Source organism: Thermodesulfobacteriota bacterium, assembly GCA_036482575.1.
Lineage (GTDB): Bacteria > Desulfobacterota > GWC2-55-46 > GWC2-55-46 > JAUVFY01 > JAZGJJ01.
The window spans coordinates 1-7135 of record JAZGJJ010000068.1 but is presented as its reverse complement, the minus strand read 5'-3'; the positions used below and the strand labels follow the sequence as shown (position 1 = coordinate 7135).

The window sequence follows — 7135 nt, the reverse complement described above, 5'->3', positions numbered from 1 at the left end:
AAAGGTTGAAGAGCCGTTGATTACGTAAGCGCGGCGCCCCGCTTAACTATACTTTTTCTCCATCGTCCTCTTTATAAGCTCCTTCAATGCGGGGTCTTCTATGGCCTCGGCGGTCCTGTCTATAAACGATCTCTCCTTTTCCGTGATCTCGTGCCGCGGCCGCAGCGGCGGCCGCCGCTGCGGTGAGGTTTTCTCCCGCAGCGGCTTCACCGTGCCCGGTTTGAACACGATCTCCGTGACCGCGGCCTCGCCGACGATCCGGTTAAGCTTCGACAGGATATCCTTCTTGTGGTAGCCGAGTTCGGTCATCCACGGCGAAGAGGCTACCGCGACGTGCAGCACCTTCCCCATGAGCCTTATGGGTGCGGTCTTTCCGGAGACGGTCCTGCCCACCGCCTCCGGCCACGCCAACTTGACCCGGTACTCCCTGAGCTTCGCGTTCAGTCCGAGGTGGCGGAAGGTCCGGTCGAGGACCGAGCCTATGTTGGAGGGTTTCTTGTGCCTTGGTCCGGGCATGGGGCGGCTACTTCCCGTGGTTCATCCTGCCGCCGATGAACTGGCCGAGCACGGCGCCCACGGCGATTACCGGTATGGCTTTGTAGGTGAAGCCCGAAATGCTTCTGAGGGCGAAGATGAAAGGTATGGGTATGTGGATGTAGAGGAACCACATAACCGAGAACTTTTTCGCACTGGCCCTCATATACCCGAAGGGCATGTTAAGGAGCAAGGCGGCCGCGGTTATAGCCGCGAGTATCATGACGGTGCTTTCCATAATAAACGGGGGTATGAGGGGTTTGGTATAAGTTCCTGTAAATCCCCGGGGTCTATGCCGGCGACGTGGCCGCTTTGAGGGTATGCTCCCTTATCTCGCCCCACCTCTGCTCGGGTATGCTGAAAAAGACCTCCACCGCCCACGGGTCGAACTGCGTGTCCCGGCACCTTATGAACTCGCTCTTGGCCACTTCGAAACCCCTGGCCTTCCTGTAGGGCCTGTCCGAGGTTATGGCATCGAGTGTGTCGGCTAGGGCGAAGAGCCTCGACCCTACCGGTATCGCCTCGCCTTTCAGTCCCTGCGGGTAGCCGGTGCCGTCGAACTTCTCCTGGTGGCTCAGGACTATGCGGGTAGCCCCTCCGAGGAACTTTATGCCCTCGAGCATCTTAAAGCCCGTATAGGGGTGTTTCTTCATCTCGACCCACTCTTCGTCGGTAAGCTTCCCCGGCTTGAGCAGTATGTTGTCCGTTACGCCTATCTTGCCGATGTCGTGCAGGAGGCTCCCCCTGCCGATGGTTACCAGTTCACTGTCGTCCACCCCGGCGGCCCTTGCCATCTCGAGCGTGTACTCCATCACCCTGTGGGAGTGGGCGTTGGTCTCGTGCTCCCTCGCGTCGAGTGCGTTCACGAGAGCCAGCAGGGTGCCGTCGTAGGTGTCCTCTATCTCGCGAAGGGCCTTCCTGAGCCTGTCGGCCTTTTCCCTCTCTTTGACGTAGGTGGTCCTTAGTTCCTCCGCGTAGAGAAGCGACTGGCGCTGGCTCAAGGCGAGGGCCGCGAGTTTCTCCTGGAGCTCTTTGGACTCCTCCTTCCTCTCGCGGTAGAGGTAGGAGATCTCGGTAGCATAGCGGAGCGTCTGCTCATGGCTGAGCCTGAGGTTTTCTTCGGGGGTCCTGTTGATGTGGGGCTTCTTCTTCACGCCTCCGTGCACCTTGAGCGATCAACCCGTCTTTTCCAGCACATCGGTTACCTTGTCCAGCAGGGCCGTTGGGCTGAAGGGCTTTATGAAGTAGTCGTCCGCTCCGACCTCGGTGCTTCTCTTCTTGTCCTCGTCCTGCCCGTAGGCGGTGAGTATGGTGATGTGCGCGGAGCTTGTAACGGGGTCCTCCCTGAGCCGCCTGCATACCTCGAAGCCGTCCATGCGCGGCATGCCTATGTCGAGGAATATAAGATCGGGCTTTTCCCTCCGGGCCACCTCGATCGCCTCGTCCCCGTTTTTAGCCTCGAATACTTCATAGGTGCCGATCCCTATGGTGGCGGATACGAGCGCTCTTATGTGGTCCTCGTCATCTACTATAAGTATCTTTTTCATTCATCCTCCTTAAGCGCGGCACTCCCCGCAAGGGGGAGGGTAAAGATGAAGGTGCTTCCCTTCCCCTCCTCGCTTTCCACCCATATTCTGCCGCCGTGTAGTTCAACGAAGGCCTTGCATACCGAGAGCCCTATGCCGCTGCCCTCTTCAAACCCCAGCCCCCTGTGGCTGTCCACCTTGTAGAAGGCCTCGAATACCTTTTCCCTGTCCTCGGCGGGTACGCCGACCCCTTCGTCCGTAACGCTTATAAGCAGTTCGTCCCCGGCCTGCGCCACCCGCACAACCACCTTGCCGCCGTCAGGGGAGTATTTTACGGCATTTTCCATCAGGTTTGCAACAATATTAAATATTTTTTCTCTGTCGGCATATACGGGGGGGAGGGGGGAGGCCGAGTCCACCTCTATATCGTGCTTCTCGTAGCGGTATATTAAGGGCTCCACTATCTCGCGGATAATGGCGTCCACGTCCAGGGGCTCTTTATTAAGAGAGACCCTGTTGGCGTCTATCCTCGAGAGTTCCAGCATCTCGCCTATGAACCTGTTCAGCCGTGTGGTCTCGGTGTGGATTACGGAGAGCCACTTCTTCCTGGTATCCTCGTCCACCGTCCTGGAGACGAGGAGGTCCACATACCCGTGGATGGAGGTCAGCGGGTTGCGCAGCTCGTGCGAGGCTATGGATATGAGCCGGCTCTTGAACCTGTTTACCTCCTCGAGCCTCTTCGTCTCCTCTTCCAGTCTGGTGACTTCTTCCAGGGACGTTACGTCCGTCATGACGAAAAGGAGCGCGGCCACCCCGCCGCTCTCATCGAGCCGGAGCGGTGTAGTGGTAATCCAGAAGGAACCCCCCATGACAGGGATATCCACTTTTAACCCGCGGGGCTCCTTCGTCTCCACGGTCTTGGTGACGAGGCTCCGGAGCCAGTCCCCTCCGAAGAGCTCGGAGCAGGACTTGCCGGTTATGTCCCGTATGTGGACGTTCAGCCTCCTTGAGGCGGCTTTGTTCGCCCTGAGTATCTTCGAGTCCGCGTCCGTTATGATCACTATCTCCCTCATGGCATCGAAGGTGCCTTCCCATTCCCCCTTGGCCCTCTCTACGTCCACGTATAGCGCGAGCCTCTCCATGGCCCCCACGGCCCCGGCCGCGAGTGTCTTCATGAGTTCCTCGTCCTCTCCCGTGAAGGGGGTCCCCCCGTCTTTGTCCGTCAGGTAGAAGAAGCCGAGGGAGTCGCCGTCTGAGCCTATAAGGGGGACCCCGAGGAACGTCTTCATGGGTGGGTGGTTGGGGGGAAAGCCGCACGAGTGCGGGTGTGAGCCGATGTCGTCCGTCCTTACGACCTTCTTCTCTTCCACAACGAACCCGAGCAGCCCCTTTCCCCGGGGCATGCGTCCGATATTTTCTATTACGGCTTCCGAGAACCCCCTGGGGCTGAACTCCTTCAAGTTGCCGTCTTTGTCTACGACACCGGTGGCCCCGTACCTCGCCCCGGTTATACTCATGGCGTGCTCGAGGAGGTGGGGCAGGATCCTGGCGGTGGAAGGCTCCGCGTACAACCCCTGGAGCGCATGGTATGCAACCTCCATGTTCCTTGTCTTCTCCGCGACCTTCTCTTCGAGGTCCGCCGACGTCTTTACAAGAACGTACTCCGAGACGGTGTTCTTTGCCAGGACCACCGCCGACCAGATAAATAAACAGATGGCCGGAAGGTATAAGAGGTGGTGATACGGCTGATACAGTATCTCCACCGGTATGGAGGCGACGACGAAGCCGAGGGAGAAGAGCGCGAGCATCCAGGCCCTGTAGAGTCCCCTGTAGGCCTCCTCGATGAGCCTGAGCCTTACAAAAAAGAGTATGGGCAGGAGCCCGCAGGTGCCCAGGAGTATAATGATAAGCGTTCCAAGGGAGAATAGCTTGTCGAGCGGCATCAGTCTCTCCTGAGTATTTTTCTTCCGAGATGCAGGGTAATGCAGAGAGAGGTCAAGAGCAGTAAGACCAGGACCGCGTGTATGGCCGTCTCCAGCGTATACACCCAGGGGTAGGGTTCGAAGAACACCGTAAACGTCTCAAGGGTGTGCTCCGCGACGAATACGAGGTAGAGCGCGATGCCGCTGTAGATGCCCGCCTTGAAGAGCCCGATGTTCTCGTTAAACCTCTTGAAACCCTCTTTGCTCAAAAGTTTTTCCTTCCACCGTACGCTCATGAAGGTTACCGTGAAAAAGAGCAGGAGGGCCGCGACGGCCAATATGAGTATTAGGGTGTCGGCGAGGTGCATGGCTACTCTGAGTTAGTAGTGGCTCGGATACGGCTCGTGGCGGACTCCCCTTACGGGTAGTCGGTCCACCGGAAGAGCCTTCCGGGAACTGCCCCCGGGCGGTCATGCCGCAATCTGCGTGCAACACCCTGAGGCATGTCCTGAGCCTGCCGAAGGGGTGTTGCAATTTCATGACGTTCGCCGGGGCACGGGATACCAGTTCTGTATCGGGCCTCGTATGGCGTTAACCGTGCGGCAACACTAAAATACCTTAATATTAATTGGTTGTCAAACCACTTTGCTATAATTCAGGTCTTATAATTAGCTTGACACAAAAATCGGATTTTTTATATAATATGAATTGACAATTTTTGTCACCATCCCCCGACAATGAACCAAACGGAGATTAAGATTATATGGCTGAGAGAATAGGTGAGCTTCTGGTAAAGGATGGGCTCATAACCCAGGAGCAGCTTGAGAAGGCGCTTGATGAGCAGAAGATGGGCGGCGGCAAGCTAGGCGCCAACCTTATAACGCTCGGTTTCATAAGCGATAAAGACCTGACCGAGTTCCTGGGCAAGCAGTACGGCATAGGCACGGTCGAGATCGTTTCCGAGGAGTTGGACGCGGAGGTCGCCAAGCTTATCCCCGAGGACGTTGCCAAGAAGTACAAGGTCCTGCCCATAAGCAGGGAGGGCGCCACGCTGGTCCTGGCAATGGCGGACCCTTCCAACATCTTCGCCATAGACGACATAAAGTTCCTGACCGGATATAACGTGGAGTCGGTCGTGGCCTCCGAGGAGGGTATAAAGGCGGCGATAGAGGGGCTCTACGAGGAGGCGGAGGAGGAGATGGAGCTCGGGGACGTCCTGACCGAGTTCGACGACGAGGATATGGAGATAGTCCAGGACGAGGAGGAGGTCGACCTCGGCGACCTTAAGAAGGCGGTCGAGGACGCTCCGGTCGTCAAGCTCGTGAACCTCATCCTCACCGACGCAATAAAAAAGAATACGAGCGACATACATATAGAGCCCTACGAGAAGTCCTTCCGGGTGAGGTACCGTATCGACGGCGTGCTCCAGGAGGTTATGAAGCCCCCACTGAAGCTGAAGAACGCCATCGTCTCCAGGATAAAGATAATGAGCCAACTCGACATAGCCGAGAGGCGGCTCCCCCAGGACGGCAGGATAAAACTTAAACTTGGCAAGGGCAAGGAGATGGACTACAGGGTCTCCGTGCTCCCGACACTCTTCGGCGAGAAGGTCGTCTTGAGGCTCCTGGACAAGAGCAACCTGCAGCTGGACATGACCAAGCTCGGCTTCGAGCGGAAAGCACTCGACGACTTCCAGGAGTGCATCCACAAGCCCTGGGGGATAGTGCTCGTCACCGGCCCCACCGGGAGCGGTAAGACCACAACCCTTTACTCGGCCCTTTCCGACTTGAATAAGATAAGCGAGAACATCTCCACGGCCGAGGACCCGGTCGAGTTCAACCTGATGGGCATAAACCAGGTGCAGATGCACGAGGACATAGGGCTCACCTTCGCCGCGGCTTTGAGGAGCTTCCTCAGGCAGGACCCCGACATAATAATGGTCGGTGAGATAAGGGACTACGAGACGGGGGAGATAGCCGTTAAGGCGGCATTGACCGGCCACCTTGTGCTCTCGACGCTGCACACGAACGACGCGCCCTCGACCGTGAGCAGGCTGCTCAATATGGGCATAGAGCCGTTTCTCATCTCTTCGGCCTGTAACGTGATCATCGCCCAGAGGCTCGCGAGGAAGGTTTGCTCCGAGTGCGCCGAGGAGGTCGAGATACCCGATCATGTATTCGTAGACCTCGGCCTCTCCGCGGGTGATTCAAAGGGGATCACGGAGCAGAAGGGCAAGGGCTGCGCCGTGTGCGGCGGGACCGGCTACAAGGGAAGGATAGCGCTTTACGAGGTAATGCCTTTTACCGAGAGGATAAAGGATATGGTGCTCAACGGAGCCTCCACCGCCGAGCTCAAGAGGACCATGATAAAGGACGGGGTGAACAGTTTGAGGATGAGCGGCATTAACAAGGTTAAAGAGGGCGTGACCACGGTCGAGGAGATTCTGAGGGTCACGATGGCGGATTAGCCGCCGACCGGGGCTAAACGGCTTATAAAGGGAGAGGAGATGCTGTTATGGCTGTAGAGGGCGGCTCACAGGCCGGGGGCGCGCAAAAGGCGACCCTGCAGGATCTGCTTAAGAGTATGATAGAGAAGGGGGCCTCGGACCTTCACGTGTCCGCGGGCTCTCCTCCGAGGGTGAGGGTGCGGGGCAAGCTCTCTCCCATGGCCAACGTGCCGGTCATGTCGGGGACCGATACGCGGCAGATGACCTATTCGATACTGACCGACATCCAGAAGCACGCCTTCGAAGAGGAGAACGAACTGGACTTCTCTTTCGGCATCAAGGGGCTCAGCCGTTTCAGGGGCAACCTCTTTGTCCAGAGGGGGACGGTGGCCGGGGTCTTCAGGGCCATACCCTTCGAGATAAAGACGTTTGCCGATCTCGGTCTCCCGCCTATAGTGGAGGAGCTCTCCAATAAACCGCGCGGCCTGGTGCTCGTTACCGGCCCCACCGGGAGCGGCAAGACGACGACCCTCTACTCCGCTCTCGCCGATCTTAACAAGACGAGCGAGAACATATCCACTGCCGAGGACCCGGTCGAGTTCAACCTTATGGGCATAAACCAGGTCCAGATGCACGAGGACATCGGGCTGAACTTCGCCGCGGCCCTGAGGAGTTTTCTAAGGCAAGACCCGGATATAATAATGGTC

At 57.6% G+C, this 7135-nt stretch carries 8 protein-coding genes; 2 read left to right on the top strand and 6 right to left on the bottom strand.

Translation table 11 applies throughout. The annotated features are described in order from the left end of the window. Window positions 1–42: 42 nt before the first annotated feature. From V3W31_03015 to V3W31_02990, 6 genes are read right to left on the bottom strand one after another with little or no spacing between them, the layout of a single operon-like run. Window positions 43–516 carry a DUF721 domain-containing protein gene (locus tag V3W31_03015; protein ID MEE9613909.1) on the bottom strand — a complete coding sequence of 158 codons (474 nt, stop codon included), beginning with the start codon at window positions 514–516 and terminating at the stop codon, window positions 43–45. Window positions 517–523: 7 nt separating this feature from the next. After that, entirely contained in the window at window positions 524–772 is a 249-nt protein-coding gene (locus tag V3W31_03010; protein MEE9613908.1) for a hypothetical protein, read from the bottom strand. 52 nt (window positions 773–824) lie between these two features. Further along, on the bottom strand, window positions 825–1688 hold the full coding sequence (locus V3W31_03005; protein ID MEE9613907.1) for an HD domain-containing phosphohydrolase: 864 nt from the start codon (window positions 1686–1688) through the stop codon (window positions 825–827). Window positions 1689–1709: 21 nt separating this feature from the next. After that, a complete protein-coding gene (locus tag V3W31_03000; GenBank protein MEE9613906.1) occupies window positions 1710–2081 on the bottom strand; it encodes a response regulator in 372 nt (123 codons plus the stop codon). After that, complete coding sequence (locus V3W31_02995) at window positions 2078–4003, bottom strand: ATP-binding protein (protein MEE9613905.1); 1926 nt, start codon at window positions 4001–4003, stop codon at window positions 2078–2080. The genes V3W31_03000 and V3W31_02995 overlap by 4 nt, the downstream gene beginning before the upstream one ends. Next, on the bottom strand, window positions 4003–4350 hold the full coding sequence (locus tag V3W31_02990) for a hypothetical protein (GenBank protein MEE9613904.1): 348 nt from the start codon (window positions 4348–4350) through the stop codon (window positions 4003–4005). Before V3W31_02990 ends, V3W31_02995 begins: the two co-directional genes overlap by 1 nt. 395 nt (window positions 4351–4745) lie before the next feature. On the opposite strand from V3W31_02990, the gene pilB reads away from it, so the two are divergent. Then, entirely contained in the window at window positions 4746–6449 is a 1704-nt protein-coding gene (pilB, locus tag V3W31_02985) for a type IV-A pilus assembly ATPase PilB (GenBank protein ID MEE9613903.1), read from the top strand. Between the two features lie 47 nt (window positions 6450–6496). Further along, a partial coding sequence (locus V3W31_02980) for an ATPase, T2SS/T4P/T4SS family (protein ID MEE9613902.1) occupies window positions 6497–7135 on the top strand: 639 nt, incomplete at its 3' end.